19 protein-coding genes and 3 rRNA genes are annotated in these 25440 nt (G+C 58.8%); 4 read left to right on the top strand and 18 right to left on the bottom strand.

Translation table 11 applies throughout. The annotated features are described in order from the left end of the window. The first annotated feature begins 3 nt into the window (after positions 1–3). The 4 genes from AC1EJ1_RS02620 (at position 4) to AC1EJ1_RS02605 (ending at position 4921) form a co-directional block, all read left to right on the top strand. Positions 4–705 carry a queuosine precursor transporter gene (locus AC1EJ1_RS02620; protein ID WP_285014010.1) on the top strand — a complete coding sequence of 234 codons (702 nt, stop codon included), beginning with the start codon at positions 4–6 and terminating at the stop codon, positions 703–705. Beyond that, on the top strand, positions 698–2044 hold the full coding sequence (gene tgt, locus AC1EJ1_RS02615; RefSeq protein ID WP_480295299.1) for a tRNA guanosine(34) transglycosylase Tgt: 1347 nt from the start codon (positions 698–700) through the stop codon (positions 2042–2044). The genes AC1EJ1_RS02620 and tgt overlap by 8 nt, the downstream gene beginning before the upstream one ends. Positions 2045–2060: 16 nt before the next feature. Then, complete coding sequence (gene ypfJ / locus AC1EJ1_RS02610) at positions 2061–2948, top strand: KPN_02809 family neutral zinc metallopeptidase (protein WP_092648624.1); 888 nt, start codon at positions 2061–2063, stop codon at positions 2946–2948. A 74-nt stretch (positions 2949–3022) separates the two neighbouring features. Next, positions 3023–4921 carry an AMP-binding protein gene (locus AC1EJ1_RS02605; protein WP_480295298.1) on the top strand — a complete coding sequence of 633 codons (1899 nt, stop codon included), beginning with the start codon at positions 3023–3025 and terminating at the stop codon, positions 4919–4921. Positions 4922–4938: 17 nt separating this feature from the next. On the opposite strand, the gene AC1EJ1_RS02600 is transcribed toward AC1EJ1_RS02605, so the two are convergent. The 18 genes from AC1EJ1_RS02600 to AC1EJ1_RS02515 all read right to left on the bottom strand — a co-directional run. After that, positions 4939–5382 (bottom strand): metal-sulfur cluster assembly factor, encoded by a 444-nt coding sequence (locus AC1EJ1_RS02600; protein ID WP_257590272.1) that lies wholly within the window; start codon positions 5380–5382, stop codon positions 4939–4941. Further along, positions 5375–5845 carry a Fe-S cluster assembly sulfur transfer protein SufU gene (gene sufU / locus AC1EJ1_RS02595; protein WP_092648626.1) on the bottom strand — a complete coding sequence of 157 codons (471 nt, stop codon included), beginning with the start codon at positions 5843–5845 and terminating at the stop codon, positions 5375–5377. Before sufU ends, AC1EJ1_RS02600 begins: the two co-directional genes overlap by 8 nt. Next, a complete protein-coding gene (locus tag AC1EJ1_RS02590) occupies positions 5845–7125 on the bottom strand; it encodes an aminotransferase class V-fold PLP-dependent enzyme (protein ID WP_285014007.1) in 1281 nt (426 codons plus the stop codon). Before AC1EJ1_RS02590 ends, sufU begins: the two co-directional genes overlap by 1 nt. Positions 7126–7141: 16 nt before the next feature. Next, entirely contained in the window at positions 7142–7891 is a 750-nt protein-coding gene (sufC, locus tag AC1EJ1_RS02585) for a Fe-S cluster assembly ATPase SufC (protein WP_058236816.1), read from the bottom strand. Positions 7892–7923: 32 nt separating this feature from the next. After that, positions 7924–9075 carry a Fe-S cluster assembly protein SufD gene (gene sufD / locus AC1EJ1_RS02580; protein ID WP_285014006.1) on the bottom strand — a complete coding sequence of 384 codons (1152 nt, stop codon included), beginning with the start codon at positions 9073–9075 and terminating at the stop codon, positions 7924–7926. A gap of 1 nt (position 9076) precedes the next feature. Then, positions 9077–10525 carry a Fe-S cluster assembly protein SufB gene (sufB, locus tag AC1EJ1_RS02575; RefSeq protein ID WP_058236818.1) on the bottom strand — a complete coding sequence of 483 codons (1449 nt, stop codon included), beginning with the start codon at positions 10523–10525 and terminating at the stop codon, positions 9077–9079. A gap of 70 nt (positions 10526–10595) precedes the next feature. Beyond that, positions 10596–11291 carry a helix-turn-helix transcriptional regulator gene (locus AC1EJ1_RS02570; protein ID WP_285014005.1) on the bottom strand — a complete coding sequence of 232 codons (696 nt, stop codon included), beginning with the start codon at positions 11289–11291 and terminating at the stop codon, positions 10596–10598. Between the two features lie 126 nt (positions 11292–11417). After that, positions 11418–12047 (bottom strand): NUDIX domain-containing protein, encoded by a 630-nt coding sequence (locus AC1EJ1_RS02565; protein WP_285014317.1) that lies wholly within the window; start codon positions 12045–12047, stop codon positions 11418–11420. A gap of 28 nt (positions 12048–12075) precedes the next feature. Then, entirely contained in the window at positions 12076–13080 is a 1005-nt protein-coding gene (locus tag AC1EJ1_RS02560) for a copper transporter (RefSeq protein ID WP_285014004.1), read from the bottom strand. An 11-nt stretch (positions 13081–13091) separates the two neighbouring features. Next, positions 13092–14273: a putative cytokinetic ring protein SteA gene (gene steA, locus AC1EJ1_RS02555; RefSeq protein ID WP_285014003.1), complete on the bottom strand. Its 1182-nt coding sequence runs from the start codon at positions 14271–14273 to the stop codon at positions 13092–13094. After that, positions 14266–15942: a DNA repair protein RecN gene (gene recN, locus AC1EJ1_RS02550; RefSeq protein ID WP_285014002.1), complete on the bottom strand. Its 1677-nt coding sequence runs from the start codon at positions 15940–15942 to the stop codon at positions 14266–14268. Before recN ends, steA begins: the two co-directional genes overlap by 8 nt. Positions 15943–15981: 39 nt before the next feature. After that, complete coding sequence (locus AC1EJ1_RS02545) at positions 15982–16821, bottom strand: NAD kinase (RefSeq protein ID WP_058236919.1); 840 nt, start codon at positions 16819–16821, stop codon at positions 15982–15984. Then, positions 16821–17657 carry a TlyA family RNA methyltransferase gene (locus tag AC1EJ1_RS02540; protein ID WP_285014001.1) on the bottom strand — a complete coding sequence of 279 codons (837 nt, stop codon included), beginning with the start codon at positions 17655–17657 and terminating at the stop codon, positions 16821–16823. Before AC1EJ1_RS02540 ends, AC1EJ1_RS02545 begins: the two co-directional genes overlap by 1 nt. Before the next feature lies 1 nt (position 17658). Continuing rightward, positions 17659–17844, bottom strand: a complete 186-nt coding sequence (locus AC1EJ1_RS02535) for a hypothetical protein (RefSeq protein ID WP_070727364.1) — start codon at positions 17842–17844, stop codon at positions 17659–17661. After that, positions 17837–20461: an HAD-IIA family hydrolase gene (locus AC1EJ1_RS02530; protein WP_285014000.1), complete on the bottom strand. Its 2625-nt coding sequence runs from the start codon at positions 20459–20461 to the stop codon at positions 17837–17839. Before AC1EJ1_RS02530 ends, AC1EJ1_RS02535 begins: the two co-directional genes overlap by 8 nt. Before the next feature lie 291 nt (positions 20462–20752). Continuing rightward, a 5S ribosomal RNA gene (gene rrf, locus AC1EJ1_RS02525) occupies positions 20753–20871 on the bottom strand. 125 nt (positions 20872–20996) lie between these two features. Further along, positions 20997–24102, bottom strand: a 23S ribosomal RNA gene (locus AC1EJ1_RS02520). 261 nt (positions 24103–24363) lie between these two features. Next, a 16S ribosomal RNA gene (locus AC1EJ1_RS02515) occupies positions 24364–25440 on the bottom strand; the annotation flags it as partial.

Below are 25440 nucleotides of genomic sequence, written 5' to 3'. Positions count from 1 at the left end.
GTCATGAGTACTTCTTCACAACCACGCGTCCAGCGTCATCGATCCGTCTACGACATCGTCGCAATATGTTTTGTCGCGTTCTTGCTGATCTCCAATATCGTGGCAACCAAAGTGATCGGGATCCATATTGGCCCGCTCATGCTGGTTTTCGATGGCGGCGCGGTCTTGTTCCCACTGACCTACATCCTGGGCGATCTACTCTCTGAGATTTATGGCTTTGTGCGGGCAAAGCGCGTCATTCTCACCGGTTTTGCAGTTTCCATCCTGGCCTCCCTGACCTTCCTGGTTGTCGGGGCTGCCCCTGTAGGCCCGGGGTATGAGAATCAGGATGCTTTCGTCGCCGTGCTCGGTTTCGTGCCACGCATCGTGGCTGCATCGGTGTGTGGCTATCTGGTCGGGCAGTTGCTGAACTCCTGGGTCCTGGTGCGCATGCGCCAGCGGTGGGGTGAGCGTAACCTGTGGGTTCGACTCATCGGTTCGACAATGGTGGGCGAGCTGGCTGACACGCTGATTTTCTGCACCATCGCCTTCGCCGGAATTATTCCCGGATGGGACTTCGTCAACTACGTGGTGGTCGGATACCTGTACAAGGTGGGGGTCGAGGTCATTTTCCTGCCCCTGACCTACGCAGTGATCGGTGCGGTGCGCCGCTGGGAACAGCCAGAGCGCAACGCGGCACATGAACGTGAGGTAACGCATGACTGACGCGCCGCAGTGGATCGCGCTCCCGTCCCGCCCGCACCTAGAAATCACGCCCCAGCCCGGCCAAGCTGGCACAGTGAGCGAGGGAGGAGTCGGTTTCGAGGTCACATACCGTCACGACAGCGGTATGGGACTGTCCCGCACGGGTGTCATTACCACGCCTCACGGTCAGATCCACACCCCCGCATTTATTCCAGTGGGCACGAAAGCCAACGTCAAGGCACTGGTTCCCGAGATGGTGGCGAATCTGGGCGGTCAGGCGGTCCTCGCGAACGCCTACCACCTGTACCTGCAGCCCGGATCCGACATCGTGGATCGTGCCGGCGGCTTCGGCGCATTCATGAATTGGCACGGCCCAACATTCACCGACTCGGGTGGTTTCCAGGTGCTCTCACTGGGCGCTGGCTTTAAGAAAGTGCTCACGCAGGAGTTTTCGGGAGTCTACAAGGAGGCTTCTGCCGCCGAGCAGGACTGGATGTTCCGCCAGGCCGTGAAATCTTCGCGCGCAGTGGTCGACAGTGACGGCGTGGTGTTCCAAAGCCACATTGACGGTTCCCATCACCGTTTTACTCCGGAAAAGTCGATGCAGATTCAGCATCAGCTGGGTGCAGACATCATGTTCGCATTTGACGAGTTGACTTCGCTGCTGCATCCGCGTTGGTATCAGGAGGAATCCCTGGAGCGTACGCATGAGTGGGCGCGGCGTTGCCTTGCTGAACATGAACGTTTGACCCAAGAGCGCGCGGATCATCCTTACCAGCAGCTATTCGGCGTTGTCCAGGGCGCACAGTATGAGGATCTGCGTCGCTGTGCTGCGCGCACCCTAGCGCAGATGGAAGTCGATGGCCGCACCTTTGACGGGTTCGGAGTGGGAGGCGCCCTCGAGAAAGAGAATCTGGGGCGCATTGTGTCGTGGGTATGCGAGGAACTGCCCGACGATCGTCCTCGTCACCTGCTGGGAATTTCCGAACCGGATGACCTGTTTGCCGGAGTGGAAGCTGGGGCGGACACGTTCGACTGCGTGAATCCGTCGCGCGTAGCGCGAAATGCCGCGATCTACACCCCGGACGGGCGCTTTAACGTGACGAATGCGCGCTTTGCTGACGACTTCACTCCCCTGGTCGATGGATGCGGGTGCTACACGTGTCAGCACTACACCCGCGCCTACGTGCGTCACCTGTTCAAGGCCAGGGAGATCCTTGCGTCCACGTTGGCGACGATTCACAATGAGTGGTTCACTGTGCACCTGGTCGATGCGATCCGCGGAAGCATCCAGTCAGGTGACTTCGATGCTTTCCGTGATGAAATGCTCGGACGCTATCATCACGCTGACCAACGCTAGGGGCTACTCTTGCGATATGAGTTTTAACGAGGGGGTCCAGTCTAATTCTGGACGAGTGCGTACCAGCCGCGGCGGACGTGGCGTTGCCATCGGTGGCGGATCCGTTGCCGTACTGATCGGCCTGTTCCTGCTGTCACGTCTGACGGGAATCGACCTGACCGGCTTGGCCGGAGGGGCGCAGCCCAGCGTGGAAGAACAGTCCGGATCGTCTCTGCAACACTGCCAAACTGGTGCAGATGCCAATCAGTACGTCGAATGCCGCATGGTGACGACCGCTGATTCACTGGACGTAGTTTGGCAGACTCAGTTGCCCGAGCAGGCCGGAATGGACTACCAGCCGCCCAGCTTCCAGCTCTTCGAGCAGGCGGTGAACACAGCGTGTGGTACGGCCTCTTCACAGGTCGGTCCTTTCTACTGCCCCTCAGATGCGTCAGTGAACCTGGACCTGGGTTTCTTCCAGCAGATGGAATCGCAGCTCGGTGCTGCCAACGCACCTTTGGCTCAGGAGTATGTGGTCGCTCATGAATGGGGCCATCACATCCAGCATCTTCGCGGCATCTTTGCCGAACATCGCAGCCAGGAGACCGGTGAGCAAAGTGATGCAGTGCGTCTTGAACTGCAGGCAGACTGCTACGCCGGCGTGTGGATGCATTGGGCCTCACAGACCAAGGATCCCGAATCAGGCGAGGCATTCCTGAAAGAGCCGACTTCTGAGGAACTGGCGCAAGCATGGCAGACTGCCGAAGCCATTGGTGATGACCGTATTCAGGAGCAGGCGCAGGGCACGACCAATCCTGAAAGCTGGACACATGGGTCAGCTGAACAGCGACAACGCTGGCTTGAAACTGGCGTGCAAAACGGCTCGCTGGAGAAGTGCGATACATTCGCTGCACCGGAAGTGTGACGGCAAGCGCCTCGATTGGGAGGCAGTGTTGGCGGTGCGATAGCATCGAACCGTATCGGTGAGGAGATTGCGCTATGAGTATCGTCGAGCAGGCACACGCCCACTATGAGCCGGGATGTCCGTATGAAATTCCGATCCCGGACACGCCACTGTTCGAACTGCTCAATACGACTGCCCGACTGTACCCGTCGCATGTGGCGCTGGATTACATGGGTGCGACCACGACCTATCGGGAAGTCCTCGCTCAGGTGCTGCGCGCCGCCCAGGTCCTGGTGGATGCTGGCGTGCGAAAGGGCGACGTGGTCGCGATCGCGCTGCCGAACTGCCCGCAGGCTTTTGTCGCGTTCTATGCCTGCATGAGGATCGGAGCCGTAGCGGCTGAGCATAATCCACTCGCGCCCGCCCACGAAATCGAAGGTCAGCTCAAGCGTCACCACGCCAAGGTCGCGATTGTGTGGGAAAAGTGCGTCGGCTCCTACCCCACTGACGGGTCGGTTGACATCGAGAAGGTTTTCACCGTCAATATCGCAGCCGGTCTTCCCACCATTCAGCGCCTCGCGCTGAAGTTGCCGGTCGCCAAGGCGAAGCAGATGCATGACAAGATGCGCGGTGAGGTTCCTGATTCGACGCGTTCCTGGGATCATGCAGTGGCCGCTGCTCACAGTATTCGTCGCGATTATCCGCATCCAACTGGCTCAGATCGAGCCGTTATCTTGCACACGGGCGGCACCAACGGTATTCCGAAGTCGGTTCCGCTCACTCACACCAACATCGGCGCCAATGTCAATCAGAACCTGTTCTGGGTGTGGAAGCTGCACGAAGGCGCGGAAACGTTTTTCTCCCTGCTTCCCTACTTCCACGCATTCGGGTTGACGTTTTTCCTGTGTACCTCCGTCAGGAAGGCGGCGACGCAGGTCCTGATGCCGACTTTCGATGCGGCAATGGCTGTTGCTGCGCATCGTCGTCGTGCCGTCACGTTCTTTGTCGGTGTTCCCGCGATGTTTGAGAGGATCCTGAAGGAAGCACGAAAGACGCATACGCCGCTCGATAGCATCCGGTATTCGGTCTCCGGAGCGATGCCGTTGTCTACCGCATTTGCCGACGAATGGGAAGAATATACCGGCGGCATTATCCTAGAGGGCTATGGCTTGTCTGAGACCTCTCCTGTCATCTGCGGATCACCTCTGGGACCAGGCAGGCGACACGGAACTCTAGGCATCCCCTTCGCTTCCACCGAGCTGCGCCTAGTCGACCTTGAGGATCCCACGCGTGATGTCGACGATGGCGAACCAGGCGAGATCGTTGTGCGCGGCCCGCAGGTCTTTGAGGGCTACCTGGATGCTCCCGAGGAAACCGCAAAAGTCTTCACACAGGACGGCTGGCTCCGCACCGGCGATATCGGTGTCAACGATGACGGTTTCATCACGCTCGCTGACCGCCGCAAGGAACTCATTTTGTCCGGCGGCTTCAACGTGTATCCCTCGCAGGTCGAGGACGCGATTCGTTCCATGCCTGGAGTGAAGGATGTGGCCGTTGTCGGTCTGCCGAAGGGTGATGAGACCGAGGAAGTGACCGCTGCGCTGATCATGGACGAGGGCGCTCCCCTGATTTCGTTGGATCAGGTCCGCGAATGGGCAGAGCGATCGATCTCGCACTACGCATTGCCGCGCCAGATCGCGTTCATCTCCACCATGCCGCGTAATCAGCTGGGCAAGGTCATGCGGCGCAGGGTTCGTGAGCAGTTGCTGAATCCGGCAGCAAAGTTGTGGGATTCCACGTCAAAAGCGGTTGAGGACGCCGTCACGCCAGTGGTGAAAGGTGTCAGCGAAGCTGCCACAACGCTCTCCCGCGGAGTATCCGATGCAACCGAGGCGGCGATCCGGTCCTATCAGGAAGAGCAGATCCGCCACGAGGCTGCCAAGCGCGCCGCAGATGGACAGACGGATACGGGCGAGAGTTCCTCACGCGACTAAGCACAAACAGACGATGCTCAGACGTTGAATCCGAGGGCGCGGAGTTGATCCCGCCCATCAGGAGTAATGCGTTCTGGCCCCCAAGCGGGCATCCACACCCAGTTGACCATCACCAGATCCGTGAAAGTCTGCAGCACCATCTGCGCCTGCTGTTCGATCACGTCGGTCAGTGGGCATGCAGCAGATGTCAGCGTCATATCCAGCTGGATACTGTCATCCTCACTGACCGTGATGCCGTAGAGCAGACCGAGGTCAACGATGTTGATTCCCAGTTCGGGGTCGATGACGTCCTTGAGTGCTTCTTCCACGTCTGCGGCGGGAACGGTGCCGTTTTCCACGTAGTCAACGCCGGTGGGCAGTTGCTGCTGTGGTGCGGGGGCAAAGCGCTGTTCGACAGGTTCCGTCTGAGCCATCGGGTTTGCTGACTGCGCGCCTTCGGGCGAATAGGGCGTGTCACTCATGATCGTCTCCTGCTATGTCGATACCAACTTGTGCCAGCGCGTCACGCAGGGCGTACCATCCCAGCAGTGCGCACTTGATTCTGTTCGGGAACTGGCTGGTTCCTTCAAGGGCCGCGGCATCCCCCAGCGCGTCCAGGACTGTATCGTCCACACCCTGACCGCGCGAATGCATCATGGTTTCCATATCGGCGTACAGGTCACGCACCGTGTCAGTCGGTTGGCCTTCGACCATGTCGGAGAGCATCGACAGGCTGGCCTGCGAGATGGAGCAGCCATCCCCGTCCCACACCAGGTGTTCAATGTTTCCGGCATCGTCGACTCTGATGCCCAGGGTCACCTCGTCACCGCATGTGGGGTTGACCTGGTGTGAGGATGCCTGGATGTTGTCCACCGTGCCGCTGCCTCGGCGTTCGCGTGAGTGATCCAGGATCACTTGCTGATACATCTGTTCAAGACTGCTCATTATGCTCCTGTGAAAAATCCTGCTGTTGCGCTCACTGCGTCGATCAGCTGATCGATCTCGGCGCGTGTCGTGGTCACTGTTGCCGTCGCCCGTGTCGATGCGCGCTCGCAGAAAAACTGGTGCAACGGGATGGCGCAGTGGTGTCCTACTCGCACCGCAACGTCACGCGAGTCAAGGAACTGGCCCACATCATGTGGGTGGACTCCGTCCATCGTCCAGGCGACGACTGCCAGACGGTCGTGCGTGGATGTCGGTCCCAGGATCTTCACGCCTTCGACGTCGGACAATCCTTCCAGCATCAGTGTGGCCAGTTCCTCTTCGCGCCTGGCAATGGCATCCATTCCAATGGTGGATATGTACTCCAGTGCGCGTGCCCACCCGACCGCCTGTGCCACTGGTTGCGATCCGGCTTCGAAGCAGTCAGGTGCAGGCAGGAACTCAGTGGAATCCATCGTGACAGATGCGACCGTTGAGCCGCCCGTCAGCACTGGTGGCATCGCTTCAAGCAGGTCGCGACGTGACCACAATGCACCAATTCCAGTCGGCCCACACATCTTGTGTGATGACAGAGCAATGAAGTCTGCGCCCAGTGTTGTCACGTCAATCGGAAGGTGCGCAGATGACTGGCATGTATCCAGAACCACCAGTGCGCCGACGTTATGGGCTGCCTGGATGATCGGCTCAATCGGAGTGATCGCTCCGGTCACGTTGGATGCGTGTGTGACGGCGACGACCTTCGTGTTCGGCGTGATGACGTCCAGTGTATCGAGGTCGATTCGTCCCTCGGGGTCCAGATCGAGCCACTTGAGCTCGGCTCCGCTGCGCTGGCAGGCCAGCTGCCACGGCACCAGGTTCGAGTGGTGTTCGGCGCGTGAGATCACGACCCGGTCCCCTGCCTGCAGGCTGAAGCGGACATCGTGGCCTGTCGAGCCACCAGCTGACCCGTTCGTCATCGCGTAGGCGACGATGTTGAGTGCTTCAGTGGCGTTCTTCGTCCACACCACTTCGTCCGGCCGCGCTTTGATGAAGCGTGCGACGGTGGCGCGCGCGTCCTCGTACAGTTGCGTTGAGTCATCTGACAGCACGTGGGTACCGCGATGCACGGCACCGTTGTGGTACCGGTAAAAGTCAGTAACCGCGTCTATGACGCACGAGGGTTTTTGAGATGTGGCTGACGCGTCAAAGTAGGCGATGGGGCCACCCGCCCTACCGCGCCGCGTCAGGTACGGGAAGTCCTGACGAATCTCATCGACGGTGAACGCGCCGATCGTCTCACTCACAATCTGCTCCTACTGCTTACTGAAGGTATGAGTCGTACCCTGTTTCTTCCAGTTGTTCAGCCAGTTCCGGGCCGCCTTGAGCGGCAACGTGACCGTCAACAAACACGTGCACATGGCTGGGGTGAATGTAACGCAGGATTCGCGTGTAGTGCGTGATCAGCATGATCCCGCAGTTCGTGGACTCGTGGACCCGGTTGACACCCTCGGAGACGATCCTCAGCGCATCCACGTCAAGGCCGGAGTCAGTCTCGTCAAGAATGGCGAACGAGGGGCGCAGCATCTCCATCTGCAAAATTTCGAGGCGCTTCTTTTCACCACCGGAGAAGCCCACGTTGACGTCACGCTCAGCGAAAGCCGGTTCGATGCGCAATTTCTCCATCGCGGCGTTCATGTCCTTGACCCAGGTCCGGATACTCGGCGCCTTCCCGTCGATCGCGGTCTTGGCGGAGCGCAGGAAGTTCGACACTGACACGCCCGCCACTGCCACGGGGTACTGCATCGCCAGGAACAGGCCGCTGCGGGCGCGCTCATCAACGGTCATGTCCACAATGTTGTGACCATCGAGGTAGGCGGCGCCTTCGGTCACCTCGTAGGCTGGATGACCGGCCAGCGCGTAGGCGAGTGTGGATTTGCCTGATCCGTTCGGTCCCATGATGGCGTGGATCTCGCCAGATTCGATGGTGAGGTCGACACCTTTGAGGATCTGTTTCGTGCCCTCAGGTGTTTCTACGTTGACGTGAAGGTTCTGAATTTCCAAAGTCGACATGTCGCGTTCTTTCTCTTACGTTCGAGGGCGGCTCAGCGTCCCGTAACTTCAAGTTCTCTTTCAACCGATTCCATCAGATGCTTTTCAATGGCCGGAACACCGATCTGGTCAATCAGTTCCGCGAAGAATCCTCGCACCACGAGGCGACGGGCATCTTCCTCGGTGATTCCGCGGCTCATCAGGTAGAACAATTGTTCATCATCAAAGCGTCCTGTCGCTGATGCATGTCCTGCTCCGGCGATCTCACCGTTTTCAATCTCAAGGTTGGGAACTGAATCAGCATGAGCGCCTTCGGTCAAAATGAGGTTACGGTTCAGCTCATAGGTGTCTGTTCCGTCAGCAGGTTCCTGGATGAGGCAGTCACCAATCCACACCGAGTGCGCATCCTTACCCTGCAGGGCGCCTTTATACGTCACGCGTGAGTAGCAGTTGGGTGCTGAGTGGTCCACGAACACACGGTGTTCCAGGTGTTGTCCTCCGTCCACGAAGTACACGCCCAGCATAGTCAGTTCAGCGCCCGGCCCTTCAAAGTCAGTATCGGCGCACAGGCGAACCGTATCGCCACCCAGTGTGACCACGATGTGACGCACTTTCGCGTTCTTGCCAATGCGGATGCGGTGGTTCGACGCGTGTACAACACTGTCGTCCCATTCCTGCAGGGACACGAACGTTAACGATGCGTTCTCACCGGTAGTGATCTCAATGCCCTGGTTGATTCGCGCATCGGCGCTGTCCGTGTGGTTGAGGATCACTGTGGATTCGCTGTGTGCGCCAGCGTCGACGACCAGGTGCTGGCTGCGTTGGTCAGAGGCCGTATCCACCGTAATAAGAATTGGATCGTCGATGCGTTGTCCGGTTGGAACGGACACGACCTGAGCATCATGGAACGTATTCCATTCAACTACCGCGGTCCTGTCACCAGGAGCCAGCACGGTGCCCACGCGTGAATCGTTTCGCGAGACGGTTTCAACGCAGACGCCTTCGGGAGCTTCCACAGTCAGCGGAGCGTCCTCGGTATCGTAGTTGGCCGGGTCGAACAACATCGAGATACGGCGCATCGGGGTAAATCGCCAGTCTTCTTCCTTGCCTTTGGGCACGGGAATATCGTCGAGGTTGAATGACGTCGGCCGATCTGCGCGCGATGGGTGTGGGCTGACGTGATCTTCGCGATGGTCTTGAGCCAACTCAGCCCACCGATCCTTCCATTTGTAGTTCGATGAGGCGGTTCAGTTCGAGTGCGTACTCCATGGGGAGTTCCTTCGCAATAGGCTCGACGAATCCGCGCACAATCATGGCCATAGCTTCGTTTTCATCCAGGCCGCGACTCATCAGGTAGAACAGCTGATCTTCTGACACTTTCGAGACGGTGGCCTCGTGCCCCATTTCCACGTCGTCGGTGCGCACATCCACATACGGGTATGTGTCGGTGCGGGAGATCTTATCGACCAGCAGCGCGTCGCACAGAACATTCGACTTGGAGTGGCGCGCACGCGCATTGACCTGCACGAGGCCTCGATACGAGGTGCGCCCACCCCCTCGTGACACTGATTTGGAGACAATGGACGAGGACGTGTGCGGCGCCATGTGCACCATCTTCGCACCCGTGTCCTGGTTCTGGCCGGGGCCGGCAAAACCGATCGACAGTGTTTCGCCTCGGGCGTGGTCACCCATGAGGAAGCACGCGGGGTACTTCATCGTGATCGCGGAGCCCATGTTGCCATCGATCCACTCCATCGTTCCACCCTCGTCAACGATGGCACGCTGAGTCACCAGGTTGAGCACGTTGGTCGACCAGTTCTGGATGGTCGTGTATCGCACGCGGGCATCCTTGCGCACGAAGATTTCCACGACTGCGGCGTGCAGCGAGTTGGAGTCGTAAATCGGGGCCGTGCAGCCCTCGACGTAGTGAACGTAGGAACCTTCGTCCGCTACGATCAGCGTGCGCTCAAACTGGCCCATCGCTTCGGTGTTGATGCGGAAGTAGGCCTGCAGAGGGATCTCAACGTGGACGCCCGGTGGCACGTACACGAATGAGCCACCCGACCATGCTGCCGTGTTGAGTGCTGCGAACTTGTTGTCACCTGAAGGTACCGAGTGCCCGAAGTATTCCTTGAAGATCTCGGGGTATTCACGCAGGCCGGTGTCGGTGTCCATGAAGACGACGCCTTGCTTCTCCAGATCAGACTGAATCTGCTGGTAAACAACTTCAGATTCGTACTGCGCGGCCACGCCTGCGACCAGACGCTGTTTTTCCGCTTCGGGAATGCCCAGGCGGTCATAGGTCTGACGAATGTCTTCGGGCAGGTCGTTCCAGTCTTTAACCTGACGGTCGGTGGGACGCACGTAGTACTTGAAGTCACCGAAGTCGATGTCGGACAGGTCGGGACCCCATGCCGGCATGGGTTTGCGCTCGAAGATCTCCAGAGCTTTCAGTCGGCGCTCCAACATCCATTCGGGTTCATTCTTTTCGGCCGAAATGTGGCGCACCACCTGCTCGTTGATGCCTTTGGGAACATCATGTGAGTAGTCGTCCTTGTCGTGCCATCCGAATTCGTATGCACCGATGGATTCGATAATCGCTTCATCACTTCTGCGCTTATCCTCAGATGAAACGATTGGCGGTGACTGGCTCATATTGTCCTTTCCTCAGTGACTTGACTGGCGTCAAGATCGTGACTTTGCCGCTGTGTCAAAAGCACTCACGCTATCGCCTGAGAGCCGCCAACGCAGAGCGCCGGATTGTGGGGGCACCCACGGGAATATGCGTGGTGCATACGTGCTCCCCTCCGGCCAAGGTGGCCAAACGTTGAACATGCACGTCCAGCAGACGCGCAAAGGCTTGGGTTTCCGCTTCGCACAATTGTGGGAAGTCATCGGCTACCTGCTGGATCGGGCAGTGACCCTGACATAGCTGGATTGCGAAGGCGCCATCGCCAATGTCGCGCACTGTCGCTGCGTAACCGTCCTGGGTGAGCGCGTCAGCCAGAGCCTGTGCGCGCACTTTCGGGTCGTTCCCTGCTTCACGCACGATCGGCGCGTATCGACGTTCGATTTCGCGTGAGCGGGCAGCGGCAAATGAGTCAATGGCCGGGCCACCTCCGACCTGTCCCAAGTAGCCCAGAGCCTTGACAGCCAACTCGGAGTATCCCTCTGGGAGCCTGTCGTGTGCTCGCTCGGTTGCCACGTAGTGACGCGCTGGTCGCCCTCGTCCACGCTTTTCAGTCGAGTAGTCCTGATACTGAACGATTTCTCCAGCGTCCTGCAAAATGGTGATGTGCCGTCTGACCGCCGCCGTGGTCAGATCCAGGATCTTCGCGATGACCGTAGCGGTCACGGGACCTTTTTCGACGATTAGGTCGAGCACCTGCTCGCGGGTGCCGATTTCAGTCGGCTCTCCCATGACTGTCCTCCTTATCGCCGTCAGTAACTACCCCACCAGTGTACGGCTTTTAGCAACACGATGCTTTCTAAATTACGGCGATTGAGATCACTTGCACGCTATAAGGAGGATTCGAGTCTGGAGCAGTCAGTTCTGACGCGCAGAACGCATCCACGGCGCGTCGCTGGCACGCAGGGTCTGCCACCCGTGGGCGCGCGCAGCGAAGGTGGAGAGGATTCCCACGCAGGCTGAAGGGTTATGCAGATTTCCCGCAGCAACGAGGCGAACAGCTTCATCCAGGTTGACCCAGCGGGTCACCATCGCCGCTTCCTCATCCTCACGCTCGAAGGTGGTGCCAGTCGGAGAAACATCGCGGGCAAGGAAGATCCGCAGAGATTCTTCGGATCCTCCAGGTGAGGTGAAGTAATCGACGAGGACATCCCAGCGCTCGGCCTTCTGATCCGTTTCTTCAGCAAGTTCGCGTTTGGCCGCTGTCAGGGGGTCTTCACCCTCGATATCGAGAAGGCCGGCCGGTATCTCCCACAGGTGCGCGCCTACTGGATGGCGGTACTGGTATTCCAGCAGTACTTCCTCATTACCGTCCTCACCGCGCAATGCGACGATGCCGACTGCGCCTGGATGCGACAGGTACTGGCGAATCACTGAGTGAGAGTCGTCAAGGATGACCTCGTCTTCAGCCATGTCAAAGACTTTGCCGCGCCATACGATGTCGTGACTGGCGACGGATGCGCTTCCGCTGCGATCAGCGATGGGCATCTGTTCATCCTCGTGTGCCGTCACGGTGTTACTCTCCTCCGCTTTGTGACTGGGCTCCGTCTGCCGGTTCGTTGTGTGGCGCGGGTGGAGCCGCTTGCCGGCCTGAGAGCTGAAGCTCTGGGAACACGCTGGTGGCGCTGTCCTCACCGCCCAGTGCGCGTGGCTGAGCCTGGGCGCTCGGAAGTGCGAGAACTGTTGCCAGCGTGGCGATCGCTGTTCCTACGGAATCAACGGTGGTGATTGGAGCGTTCTGTGCACGCAGCTGGGCAATCATCGCGTCCGCATCACCGGCATCACCCACGATCACGCCGGGATTGGGCGCACTTGCCAATGCGCGAGCCATTCCGACCCATGCGCTCGAAGAAGTCGGGCCTCCTGTGCCGCTCTGGGCGTCCTGCGCGGTTGCTATTCCAGCCTTCATCGTGCGCGGCCCGACCAGAATCAGGGTGTCAGCCTGACCGCCCTCGGATTCATCGAAGGTGACAATGGGACGCGAATCATCGGTCAGGATGTCACGGAGCAGATCCTGGTTGGCGCCAGAGGAGGTCATAATAGTCACGATGGCCTGCCCGATCACTCCGTCACTGGTCAGATCTGCCGGAACGTCACCGGCGAGGTTGGTCTCAACTGGCGTGGCCAGCGTATTGCGATACTCGGTCATGGACTGAGAATCCCAGTTGTCTGTCAGTGTTGCGACGCTGACAACTGTTGCACCGGCTTTGCTCAGCATAGTCTTGAGTTGCTCGATATCAGCAGGATCGGTGGCCGCCATTTTCAGCAGACCAATATTGCGTCCTTCGAGGGTTCCCGGCACAATCTCGTCGCCCATTTGCGAAACGGCTGCTTCTGACAGCTTGAGGCTGTGTTCGGCTTCTTCGAGTTGTTCCTGAGCGGTTCGCTGCGCCTGTGCGCGCGATGAGCTCAGTGCGTCATCGAGCCGTACCTGCAGGGGGCCGGCACCGAGGATCACGCCCACGCACAGCGCGATGAAGATCGCGATGATGGAGACTAGGTGATAGCGAAAATTAACCATGATGACCTCTTTTAACTGCTCCCTGCGCTGAAGGGCCACCAGCTTGCGACCCAATGGGCTACGACTTCCATAGCACCCTGCCCCCACGGTGTGGACCACAGTGCCGCACCGGCCAGCAGGACGGCGACGATAACGAATACGATCAGCCAGAACGCTGAAATGCGTGGACGGTAGGTTTCGCGAATGGCACGCGATGAGATAAGCGCGTCACCTGCCTTGAGACGCGTGAAGAAGGTTGACGCCATTCCGGCGCGTCCGCGATCGAGGAAATCCTGGAGCGTCAGGTGAATACCGATCGTGGCGATCACGGAGGCACGTTGCGTGGCAGCCAGAATGATCGCTGCATCCTCACTGGTCCCAGATGCGGTCATCACTTCGTAGGAGCGTCCCTGTCGGTTGAGGCGTTCGCGTCCTGGAGCGGTGCCGTCACGGTTCTCCCGCACCACTAGTTCAGCCCCGCATCCCAATGCCTTTTCTGAGACCGCATCCATGTCGGCCACGATGATGTGGGGCTTCATGCGTTCGCGAAGCAGCAGGTCCGCTCCCCCGTCAACGCCGACCAGGATGGGGTTGGTATCGCGAATCCAGCGACGCAGCCCTTTGAGTTCCTTGACAGAATCTTCAGCCTTATTCACCAGGAGAACCGGGCGACCCTGCATCTTGGTGCGCAGGGTCGGAATCCCTTTTTCGTGGTAGAGCAGGTCAGATTCGCGCTCAAAATAGTCATCTGTGAATTCATCGAACGCTTCGATCTGAGTGCTCAGACCCACGCGTGCTTCCTCGCGTGCGCGCAGGTCGTCCTCGTCAGTCATCACGTGGCCGGATGCGATCAGTCGACCATCTTGCGTCACCTCCGTGCCGCTGATCGTGATGGTGTCTCCCTCACGCAGGGTCATAATGTCAGAACCCAGGTCATCGAGCAACAAAATGCCTGCTTTGAGGACGAGGGCTGGACCGAGGTTCGGGTAGCGGCCGGTAGAGGACGCTGACGCGTTCAAAATTGCTGTGGGTTGTGCGTCAATGAGCAGTCGGGCGGTGGCCCGGTCCAGGTCAGGCCTGTCAATAACCGCAATTTCACCGGCTTCGAGGCGCCGGGCGAGCCGCACGGGATTCTCGTCGATGCGAATCCGTGCCCTCACATCCGCATCGCTGGGAGCCTGCGATGGTGGCATACCTGTCTCATTGTCACTCACAGGGCGATTGTGGCACGGTTGCGGCCAGAATCAATTCTTTCGCGTGACGGCGTGCCGTTTCTGAGGTGGTCGGCGAGCCGGTCATTCGCACGATCTCGTCGATGCGTTCTTCCCCGTCAACGCATGTCACACGCGCAGTTCCACCCTCTTTGTGCACTACCAGGTGGGTGTCTCCATAGGCTGCCACCTGAGCCAGGTGGGTGACCACGATCACCTGGTGTACGCGTGCCAGCCGTGCCAGTCGCGCGCCCACCTCTGTGGCTGTGCGCCCACCGATTCCGGCGTCGACCTCGTCAAAGACGAAGGTGCGGGGCGTCGCACGATGCGAGAGCGCCACTTCCAGTGCCAGCATGACGCGTGAAAGCTCGCCACCTGATGCTCCGCGAGACACTGGCCGGGCGGGCGCGTCAGGATGAGGCTGCAGCATGAATGTGATGTCTTCACACCCCGTGGAGTTGGGTTTACGGTGCATCAGTTCGACGTTCAGGTGTGCCCCTTTCATCGCCAGTGCTGCCAGCTCGGCATCGACGTGCTCGCTGAGTTCGTCTGCGAGGTGCCGGCGGGAGGTGCTCAGGCGCTCCCCCAGTTCCAGTACGCGCTGCTGAGCCTGCGCAAGTTCAGCGGCGAGGGAGTCTTCGTTGACATCCGGATCTGTCAGTTCTTCAAGTTCAGCGCGCGCCTGAGCTTCCCATTCAAGCAGCTGAGTGGCATCTGCGGCCCGCCCCTGCAGCAGGCGATTCAGGTCGGCGCGCCGTTGGTGCAACGCGTTAAGACGCTCCGGGTCGGCGTTCAGTGTGGACAGGTAGGCCTCGGCATCATCTGCCAGCGAGTCGGCATCAAGACGCAGAGTGTGGGCACGCTGGGCGAACGAATCGAGCGTGGAATCAAACCGCGAGGCATCAGCGAATGCGGCCTGGACGCGGTGCAGCAGATCGATCAGGTGGGTCTCGTCAGATTCACCGCGCAGACATGCGTAGGCCAGAGCCACCTGGGCGCGCAGATCCTCAACGTTGGTCAGTCTTTCAGTCTGAGTGCGCAGATCGTCGTCTTCACCCGGATACGGGTCCAGCTGGCGGATCTGGTCAGTGATGCGGGTCAGTTCCTCAATGCGTGTCGCACGTTCGTCGGCGTGCGAGCGCGCCATGTCCAGGCGTTTTTTCGCATTGACTGCTGCTTTCCAGGCTTGCGCGTAGTCGCGGAGAAGCTCCTGGTGCTGATCGTCGCCTGTCTCATCGAGAATGGCGCGCTGGACGGATGTCTGACGTAGACGCATCTGGTCGGCCTGGCCGTGAATCGTGACGAGACTATCGCCAATATCAGCAAGAATGGATACCGGGATGGGGCGTCCTGCAAGGTGGGCGCGTGATCGACCCTTGGTACTAACCGTTCTGGACACGATGAGCTCACCGTCTTCGACGCTGGCTCCAAGCTCCTGGGCGCGTGCGGCAACCATGTCATCGACTTCGAAAATGCCGTCTACTTCGGCCTGCTCACACCCCTGACGCACGGTCTGAGAATCGGCCCGAGTGCCGAGCAAAAGTGACAGTGAGGTCAACACCATCGTCTTACCGGCTCCGGTTTCACCGGTGACGACAGTCAGGCCAGGTGAAAATTGCACGTCGGCTTCGTCAATGACGCCCAGGGACTTGATGCGGAGCGCATCGATCACGTTGGCCTCCTCTCGCCTCTCCAGCTCTCACGTGACAGATTAACGCTCGGATGGGCGTTTCCTCCAACCATCCACAGGCAGCTGGAATCGTTTGACCAGTCGCGTGGAAAATGGAGTGTCATCGAGGCGCAGCAGGTGGACGGGGCGACATCCTCGTGTGGCAGTGATGGTTGTTCCGCTGGGGACGGTGCGCTGACGCAGACCGTCGCACCACACTTCTGGCGCACTCCACGCATCTTCGAGGATATTGACGCTGAGCACTGACGAAGGGCTGACAACAAGTGGCCGCGTGAACAGGCCATGCGCGGCCAGCGGAGCCATGATGATTGCCTCCGTGTCGGGCCATACCACTGGCCCGCCAGCAGAGAACGAATATGCAGTTGAGCCGGTGGGTGTGGAGAAGATGATGCCGTCCGCCCCGTAGGTGGATACAGCCTGTCCGTCCACTCCGAATCCCAGGTGGACCGGGTGCGCCACGTCCGTGTGCATGACGACTGCTTCGTTCAGCGCCCAGTCGTGCCATTCGGTGCCATCGGGGAAGTGCGCATGGATGTCGAGCGTCATGCGCGTGTCCATGGTGTAACGCCCATCTGCAATCATGTCAACAACTGACAGGATGCCGTCCGCAGACACTTCCGCAAGGAAGCCCATGTGCCCCATGTTGATGCCGAGCAACGGTGCGTCGAATTTCCGGGCGTATTCTGCTGCGGCAAGAATCGTGCCGTCGCCTCCTGTGGCCAGCACCAGGTCGATATCGCCGGTGCAGTCTCCTTCAGGCACCACGTCAATGTCGCGTACCGAAAGCTCACGTGCTGCTGCCTGGGCGGCTGCCTGTGCTTCTGGGCGGTTGATGTGGCGCACCAGCATGACGCGCTGAATCACGAATGTTTCCTTCCCCTCACTGCCGGCCCTTCCTGTACTGCTCTGACAATCCGATTGTGCAGGTTTTGCTCCAAGATCGCATCCGGATGACCTGAGCGCATCGCCAGGAAATACTCGACATTACCGGCAGGACCCGGCAACGGTGAAGCCTGAACGGCGTAGATATCCAACCCATTGCTACGCGCACATTGCGCGACTTTTTCCACCGTTTCCACGTGCTGATCGGGGTCACGCACCACGCCTCCGTGGCCGAGCCTGTCTTTGCCGATCTCAAATTGAGGCTTGACCATCAGCAGGTAGTCCGCGTCGGGTGTTGCCACGGAGATCAGCGGCGGGATCACCAGTGTCAGTGAAATGAACGATAAGTCGGACACCACTAGGTCAACGGGTGGCGTGATATCGGCGGGCGCGAGCGTACGAATATTGGTGCGATCACGTACCTCGACGCGCGGATCCGACTGCAGCTTCCAGGCAAGCTGCCCATATCCCACGTCAACAGCGATCACCTGCTGTGCTCCTCGTCGCAACAGGACGTCAGTAAATCCGCCCGTCGATGCTCCCGCATCCAAGCATCGTCGCCCCTGTATGAGCGGTGCTGATTTTCCGAGGGCGTCCAGCGCACCGGCAAGTTTGTAGGCACCGCGTGAAGCGTAGTCGACGGTGTCCCCCTCGGTAATGACGATTGCCTGTGCAGGATCCATTTGTCGAGCCGGCTTGAGCACCACCTGCCCGTCGAGTTTGACGCGCCCATCGTGGATAAGTTCCTGAGCGTGGGTGCGTGAGCGTGCCAGGTGGCGGCGCACCAGTTCGGAGTCGATTCTCCTGAGTTTCATCTCAGCGGCTCACGTGCTCGAGGGCAGCACGAAGCTGCGCATCGAATCCTGCCAGCGTGCGTACCTGAATCTGTGCGCTTGCCTCGTTCAATCCGTCGAGTTCGACTTCTGCGTTGGGAATTGTGACCGCGTCCTCACGATCATGCGGATCATGAGGGCGCGGTGTCACGGGGTCGTTCTCACTCACTGGCACTGTCCTGCGACACGTCCTGCGCGCTGTCCGCCGCGGCAGCGTCATCTTCGCTTTCAGCGGTCTTCACGCCGGTCTCGTCATCTGCGCCCTCGCGCAGCAGAGCTTCGAGTTCTTCTTCACCAGGAAGGAACGCCGGGATCGGATTGTCTGTGTTGAGGGCTTCCTCTTCGACTTCGGAATCCGGGCGCGTATCTTCAGCCAATTCCGCGTCAATGGCGTCTGAAACCTCGGGATTTTCCGCTTCGTCTTCCGATTCGTCCTGAGGTTCAGGCGGAGTCACAATCCCTGCCGGATCGTCGTTGGGCACAACCGTCAATTCCGGGCACCGCACGGGCTCATCTGATTCGACAGCCCACGCTGCGGCTGCCAGCGCACGATACGAATCCAGGGTGACCGTGGTCGGTTCAGTCAACTCGATACCGTCCAGGCGCAGCGTGCCCCACTTGGTCACCGATGCTACCTGGGAGTACCCACAGGTCCACGTGTTGTCCTTGTGATGTTTGGGATGAGGATGAGCCTCGTTCAACCCTCGCATGTCAAGGGCGAGGTAGGTGGGTCGCTGACCCTTTCGTGCCCGAATCACATCTGCTGCCTGATGGACACCGGTCAGCACGTGAAGGGCAGGGTAGCCAGCTGAGACAGCGCCGGCAATATCGGTTTCGAGTCGGTCTCCCACGCTCAGTGGATTGTGTGCTTCGACCAGGTTCGCACCGCGTTGGTAGATTCCGGGCGTCGGCTTACCTGCCGCGGTTGCACGCTGTTTGGTGGCATGTTCGACGGCGGTCACCAGAGAGCCGTTTCCGAGGGCAAAGCCTTCTTCTGTCGGCAGTGTGGAGTCCATATTGGAGGCAAAGAATCGGGCGCCGGCCTGAATCGCGTAGGCAGCCTGCGACATCTGTTCCCAGCCGACAGTTCGGTCCAGTCCCATGACGACTGCATCTGGCTGGTCACTTGCACGTTCAACGAGGGTGAATCCAGCTTTTTCGAGAGCCTCGCGCAGTCCAGGACCACCAACCATAAAGACCTTGGCGCCGTCATCGAGCTCGTCGCTCATAATAGCCGCCACGTCCATCGCGGATGTCATGATCATGGATTCGTCCGCTTCGAATCCCATCGAATTCAGCTTTTCAGCGACTGCCTGAGGCGGACGTGAGGCATTATTGGTCACGAACACCGTCTTGATGCCGTTCTCACGCGCGGCGACGACGGACGGGGCCGCATGCTCAATGGGGTCTGACCCCATCCATGCCACGCCGTCCAGGTCAAGCAACGCTGTGTCAAAGAGACTGGACAGTGGTTCGTCGGTTCCGTGCAACGTGCTGCCACGCTTGGTGACGTCCGCATCAGCAATCATTTCGATGTCCACGATGTCGGGATCTTCGATTTCCGGCGGCATCGATTCTTCGACTTGAGTGGCTTCCTCGTCGCGCCCCAGTTCGCGCAGACGATCGGCTTTGACGCTCATCAGACGGCGCACATATTCGGTGTCGGCATCTTCAGGCAAGGCTGCCAGCGCATCATCGACCAGCACCAGGCCGACTTCGTTTTGTCCTAGATCCGCACGCGCACCAGACGAAACGAGGACGAGTTCGACCTGTTCACCCAGGTCAAGAGCGGCGGTGTCGGTCTTGTCAATAATGTCAACTGCTCGTTCTGGATGGCCCAGTCCGCGTTCACAGTCCGCTTCCACGGCGCGCAGAGACTGGTCTCCGCGCATGCGTCGCACGGCTCGCACCTCACGCAATGCTTCTTCATAGCGTCCCGATGCGTAGGCAGTCAATGCGGCTGCTTCGCGTACTGTATCGACACGACCGGCTCGCTTGGCTGCGGCGCGGGCATGCTCGTAGGCCTGCTCGGGATCCAGATCAATGAGTTGACCGGCCATAACGAGGTGGCGTGCCACGATGTCATGGTTAGCTCCCGATAGCGTCTTGAGTGAACGCAGGGCTTCAGAGTCGAGTTCACTGGCTGATACGCCGGCTGGAATTGTCGGCTCATCACCGTGAGGTGACACGTATTCTTCGGTGCTCGCGTAGTTGGCATCGCCGCGCTGATTGTTTCCTCGGTCATGACGTGAACGGGAGCGGTCATCGCGCCTGCGGTCTCCACGATCGTTTCGGTCGAAACGGCTGCCACGTTCGGAGTGGTCATGACGGTCATTCCGATCGCCTCGGTCTGACCAATTCCTGCCTTTACCGTCACCTCGTCTGTTGAAGCGCTTTCTGCCATCGCGGTCGAAACCGTCAGAACGTCCGCCGCGACGATCGTCACGTTCTCTAAAGCCGCGCCCCGCGCCATGACGGTCGCGGTCACGGTCTGAGCGGTTGAAGCTGCCGCGTTTGAAATCACGGTCATTGTCGCGCTGCTGCCATTGTCCGCTTCCGCGTCGTGACTCACCGTCGCGTCGGAAACCACCGTCACGCTGAAAACCACCGTCTCGCCGTGATTCGCCGTCATCGAAGCGACGATTGCGTGACTGGTAGCCACCGGAAGAGCGCCGACCTCCCTGGTCATCTCGACGGCCGAAGCCTCGGCGGTCTGAGGAGCCCCTCCATGAACGCTCGCCTCGTGAGCGGAAGTCGTTCGATCGATCGTGTCGTTCGTCTGCCATGAATGGTCTCCCCTATTCGTCTGTGTCCCGCCCTATCTACGGAGCTGCTTCACACGTTAATACTGCTGTTAATGCTACCTGATATGCGCTGACATACCTGTCAGCTCATGAATTTCGTGCGCAGATACACGTCTGAGGCGGGCAGTTGCCCGTGCACTACTATGTTGGTTGACTGGGTATCCGGTCGGTCGGCCCCGCTGGGTGTGCGGGCTTGCGTGTGCGCGTAAAAAGGGGGGGGTGGGGTACTGGCCTGTCTCCAGGCCTGTACCCCACCCCCGAACTCACGGTTGATTGCGGCAGTGTCTTACTCTCCCACGACCCCCCGGTCGCAGTACCATCAGCGCAAAGGCGGCTTAGCTTCCGGGTTCGGAAAGGAGCCGGGCGTTTCCCGCCTGCCATGAGCCACCGCAAAAAATGTCACCCACCCACAACGTGTGGGTTGAGTGTGTACCGCACAGTGATTGCAAGCACCACACCCCAAACATAGGGTGCACGTGTTTTCTCGCTTCGCCCCACACACACTAGTGTGTGAGTGTTGGTTTAGAATCGGCCCATTAGTACCAGTCGGCTCACAACACCTCACAATGCTTCCACCTCTGGCCTATCAACCCAGTCATCTACTGGGGACCTCCCACCCCCACAACGGGGGCACGGAAACCTCATCTCGAAGAAAGCTTCCCGCTTAGATGCTTTCAGCGGTTATCCCAACCGAACGTAGCCAACCAGCAATGCACCTGGCAGTACAACTGGCACACCAGAGGTTCGTCCATCCCGGTCCTCTCGTACTAGGGACGGGCCTTCATCAAGTTTCCAACGCGCGCAGCGGATAGGGACCGAACTGTCTCACGACGTTCTAAACCCAGCTCGCGTACCGCTTTAATGGGCGAACAGCCCAACCCTTGGGACCAACTCCAGCCCCAGGATGCGACGAGCCGACATCGAGGTGCCAAACCATGCCGTCGATATGGACTCTTGGGCAAGATCAGCCTGTTATCCCCGGGGTACCTTTTATCCGTTGAGCGACCACGCTTCCACAAGCCATGGCCGGATCACTAGTTCCTACTTTCGTACCTGCTCCACCCGTCAGTGTCACAGTCAAGCCCTCTTGTGCACTTACACTCACCACCTGATCACCAACCAGGCTGAGAGAACCTTTGAGCGCCTCCGTTACCCTTTAGGAGGCAACCGCCCCAGTTAAACTACCCACCAGGCACTGTCCCCAAACCCGATCAGGGCTCCAAGTTAGATGCATACTTGAACCAGAATGGTATTTCACCAACGACTCCACCACACCTAGCGGCACGGCATCACAGTCTCCCACCTATCCTACACAAGCACAAACACACACCAATACCAAGCTATAGTAAAGGTCCCGGGGTCTTTCCGTCCTGCTGCGCGAAACGAGCATCTTTACTCGTACTGCAATTTCACCGAGATCACGGTCGAGACAGCGGAGAAGTCGTTACGCCATTCGTGCAGGTCGGAACTTACCCGACAAGGAATTTCGCTACCTTAGGATGGTTATAGTTACCACCGCCGTTTACTGGGGCTTAAATTCAAACCTTCACCACAAAAAAGCAGTTAAGTCGTCCTCTTAACCTTCCAGCACCGGGCAGGCGTCAGTGCGTATACAGCGCCTTACGGCTTAGCACACACCTATGTTTTTAATAAACAGTCGCTTCTCCCAATTCTCTGCGACCCCAACCAGCACCACCCACGCACAGCAGGCACACCAGCAGGGCCCCCCTTATCCCAAAGTTACGGGGGCAATTTGCCGAATTCCTTAACCATGATTCACTCGCACGCCTCGGTATACTCTACCTGACCACCAGAGTCGGTTTAGGGTACGGGCGCTCATCTTCCTCACATCCAGGCTTTTCTCGGCAGTACAGGATCACCACTAGCCACCCCAACAGGCAGCCCCATCAGCCCTCACCCACGCGATCAAACGCAGCTTCCCGGATTTCACCCAAGAAACAGGCCACAACCTTAGACACACATAACCACCAGTGTGCAGCAACTACCTCCCTGCGTCACCCCAATGCTCACCACACACTCCACACCACACACAGCCACACTCAGCATCATCCCGAAAGACAACACCACGCACGGCAAGCACACGACGCGAAAGCATGCAGCGTTAGACGGAAAACAAACGGTACCAGAATATCAACTGGTCACCCATCGACTACGCCTGTCGGCCTCGCCTTAGGACCCGACTAACCCAGGGCGGACAAACCTGCCCCTGGAACCCTTAGTCAATCAGCGCGTAGGATTCTCACCCACGAAACGCTACTCATGCCTGCATTCTCACTCCCACCCCGTCCACCACCCATCACCAGGCAGCTTCACCCAGAGCAGGACGCTCCCCTACCCAAAAACAACAAAAAAATTGCTATTGCCACGGCTTCGGCGGCACGCTTAAGCCCCGCTACATTATCGGCGCACAACCACTCGACCAGTGAGCTATTACGCACTCTTTCAAGGATGGCTGCTTCTAAGCCAACCTCCTGGCTGTCAACGCGACTCCACATCCTTTCCCACTCAGCGCACGCTTAGGGGCCTTAGCCGATGATCTGGGCTGTTTCCCTCTCGACCACGAAGCTTATCCCCCGCAGTCTCACTGCCACACCCACTTGAAATGGCATTCGGAGTTTAGCTGACGTCAGTAACCAACACGGCCCATCAACCAACCAGTAGCTCTACCTCCACCAAGCCCAGTGTGACGCTGCACCTAAATGCATTTCGGGGAGAACCAGCTATCACGGAGTTTGATTGGCCTTTCACCCCTACCCACAGTTCATCCCCCAGGTTTTCAACCCTGGTGGGTACGGGCCTCCACCACGTCTTACCATAGCTTCACCCTGACCATAGGTAGATCACCCCGCTTCGGGTCCACAACACGCGACACACGCCCAAAATTAAGACTCGCTTTCGCTACGCATCCCCCACACGGGTTAAGCACGCCACGCATCACTGACTCGCAGGCTCATTCTTCAAAAGGCACGCCATCACCCAACAAAAGCAGGCTCTGACGGCTTACAGGCACCCGGTTTCAGGCACTATTTCACTCCCCTCCCGGGGTACTTTTCACCATTCCCTCACGGTACTATGCACTATCGGTCACCAAAAAGTATTCAGGCTTACCAGGTGGTCCTGGCAGATTCACACGAGATTCCACGAGCCCCGCACTACTCGGGCACCCCTTCAGCACACACGCACACACACAGCTACACGACTATCACGCACTACGGTCACCCATCCCAAGATGTTCACCACACGCACACGCACACACCCCCACCCCCGGCAGAAGATGAGAAAAAAGAGCCCCACAACCCCGCACACGCAACCCCCGCCGAGTCACACACGCACACGGTTTAGCCATCATCCGCTTTCGCTCACCACTACTGACGAAATATCTTCTCCTACGGGTACTAAGATGTTTCACTTCCCCGCGTTCCCCCTACCACCCTATGAATTCAGATGATAGTGACCAGGCACAACCCCAGCCAGGTTCCCCCATTCGGACACCCTCAGATCAACGCTCGCTCGCCAACTCCCCAAGGATTATCGCAGGCCGCCACGTCCTTCATCAGCTCTTGGTACCAAGGCATCCACCGAATGCCCACAAAAACTAAACACAACACAAACATGAAAACATGCAAAAACAACAAAACACAGAAAACACAATAAAGATGCTCACAACCACTATACAGTTCACAAACAACCCACCACACACCCAACCACCACAACAGCAGCCAGACGCAGGCAACAAACACTTCCAAAACACACAGGAATTGAAAGAAAACCCGACAATGTGTCCGCTCCGCCAACACTTGCAACCCCACAACGCGCCCCACCCCAAAAAGAGCAGAAACAAACGCACAAACAGGGCTCCCTAGAAAGGAGGTGATCCAGCCGCACCTTCCGGTACGCCTACCTTGTTACGACTTCGTCCCAATCGCCAATCCCACCGTCACCTGCTCCCCCCAAAAAGGTTAAGCCACAAGCTTCGGGTGTTACCAACTTTCGTGACGTGACGGGCGGTGTGTACAAGGCCCGAGAACGTATTCACCGCAGCGTAGCTGATCTGCGATTACTAGCGACTCCACCTTCACGAGGTCGAATTGCAGACCCCGATCCGAACTGAGACAAGCTTTAAAGGATTCGCTCCACCTCACAGCATCGCAACCCTCTGTACCTGCCATTGTAGCATGCGTGAAGCCCAAGACATAAGGGGCATGATGATTTGACGTCATCCCCACCTTCCTCCGAGTTAACCCCGGCAGTCCCCCACGAGTCCCCACCATAACGCGCTGGCAACATAGGGCAAGGGTTGCGCTCGTTGCGGGACTTAACCCAACATCTCACGACACGAGCTGACGACAACCATGCACCACCTGCACACCCCCAACCAAATGCACACCTATCTCTAGGCGCTCAGGGCGCATGTCAAGCCTTGGTAAGGTTCTTCGCGTTGCATCGAATTAATCCGCATGCTCCGCCGCTTGTGCGGGCCCCCGTCAATTCCTTTGAGTTTTAGCCTTGCGGCCGTACTCCCCAGGCGGGGCACTTAAAGCGTTAGCTACGGCGCAGAAACCAAGGGCGGCCCCCACACCTAGTGCCCAACGTTTACAGCATGGACTACCAGGGTATCTAATCCTGTTCGCTCCCCACGCTTTCGCTCCTCAGCGTCAGTAACGGCCCAGAGACCCGCCTTCGCCACCGGTGTTCCTCCTGATATCTGCGCATTCCACCGCTACACCAGGAATTCCAATCTCCCCTACCGCACTCAAGCCTGCCCGTACCCACCGCACACCCCCAGTTAAGCCAGAGGATTACACGACAGGCGCGACAAACCGCCTACAAGCCCTTTACGCCCAATAAATCCGGACAACGCTCGCGCCCTACGTATTACCGCGGCTGCTGGCACGTAGTTAGCCGGCGCTTCTTTACCCGCTACACTCACCACTACCCAA

The organism is Pauljensenia sp. C0170B4, assembly GCF_056590235.1.
The sequence above is the reverse complement of the archived record's forward strand: the minus strand, read 5'-3'. Positions and strand labels throughout refer to the sequence as shown.